This is a genomic window from Pseudomonas sp. NPDC087346, assembly GCF_044744235.1.
Lineage (GTDB): Bacteria > Pseudomonadota > Gammaproteobacteria > Pseudomonadales > Pseudomonadaceae > Aquipseudomonas.
Genome location: NZ_JBIUXX010000077.1, coordinates 6061 through 7004, shown reverse-complemented (window position 1 = coordinate 7004; position 944 = coordinate 6061). Strand labels below are relative to the sequence as shown.

General features: G+C 57.8%; 1 protein-coding gene. It reads left to right on the top strand.

The window, feature by feature from the left end; translation table 11 throughout:
* A partial coding sequence (locus ACIOZM_RS28170; RefSeq protein WP_401220083.1) for a glyceraldehyde-3-phosphate dehydrogenase occupies positions 1 to 944 on the top strand: 944 nt, incomplete at both ends.

Below are 944 nucleotides of genomic sequence, written 5' to 3'. Positions count from 1 at the left end.
CTCTACCGCAATAACAACGTGGTGAGCTCGATCTATGGCCGCAGCCTGATCAACCAGTCTGTCATCGCGATTCTCAAAGCTCACCGCTTTGCTCGCCATCGTTCTTCCGATGACAGCGAACTCTCCGTCCACGAAACATTCCCTCTGCTGAAAGCCATGAGCGAGCTCAAGCTCGGCGCGGCTTCGGTGGATCTGGGCAAGTTGGCGTTCAAATTCCGCAACGAAGGCAACGGCCGTACCGCCGAACAATTCGTGCGTGAAGAGATGGCTGACGTGGTTGGCCAGCAAAACGCTTCGGCCCGTAAAGGCACCGACGTTGTGCTGTACGGCTTCGGTCGTATCGGCCGTCTGCTGGCACGCATCCTGATCGAGAAAACCGGTGGTGGCGACGGTCTGCGTCTGCGGGCCATCGTGGTGCGCAAAGGCGCCGACAACGACCTGACCAAACGCGCCAGCCTGCTGCGTCGCGACTCGGTACATGGTTCGTTCAACGGCACCATCACCATCGACGAAGAAAACAACACCATCACCGCCAACGGTAACCTGATCCAGGTGATCTACGCGAAGAACCCTACCGAGGTGGATTACACCCAGTACGGGATCAAAGACGCGCTGCTGGTGGACAACACGGGTGTATGGCGTGACGCCGATGGCCTGGGTCAGCACTTGCAGTGCCCGGGTATCGACCGCGTTGTTCTGACCGCGCCAGGCAAAGGCAAGCTGAAGAACATCGTGCACGGCATCAACCACGGTGAAATCACCGCTGACGACAAGATCGTGTCTGCTGCTTCCTGCACCACCAACGCCATCGTGCCGGTGCTGAAAGCTGTGAATGACAAGTTCGGCATCATTAACGGTCACGTTGAAACGGTTCACTCGTACACCAACGACCAGAACCTGATCTACAACTACCACAACGGCGATCTCCGAGGCCGTAGCTACGC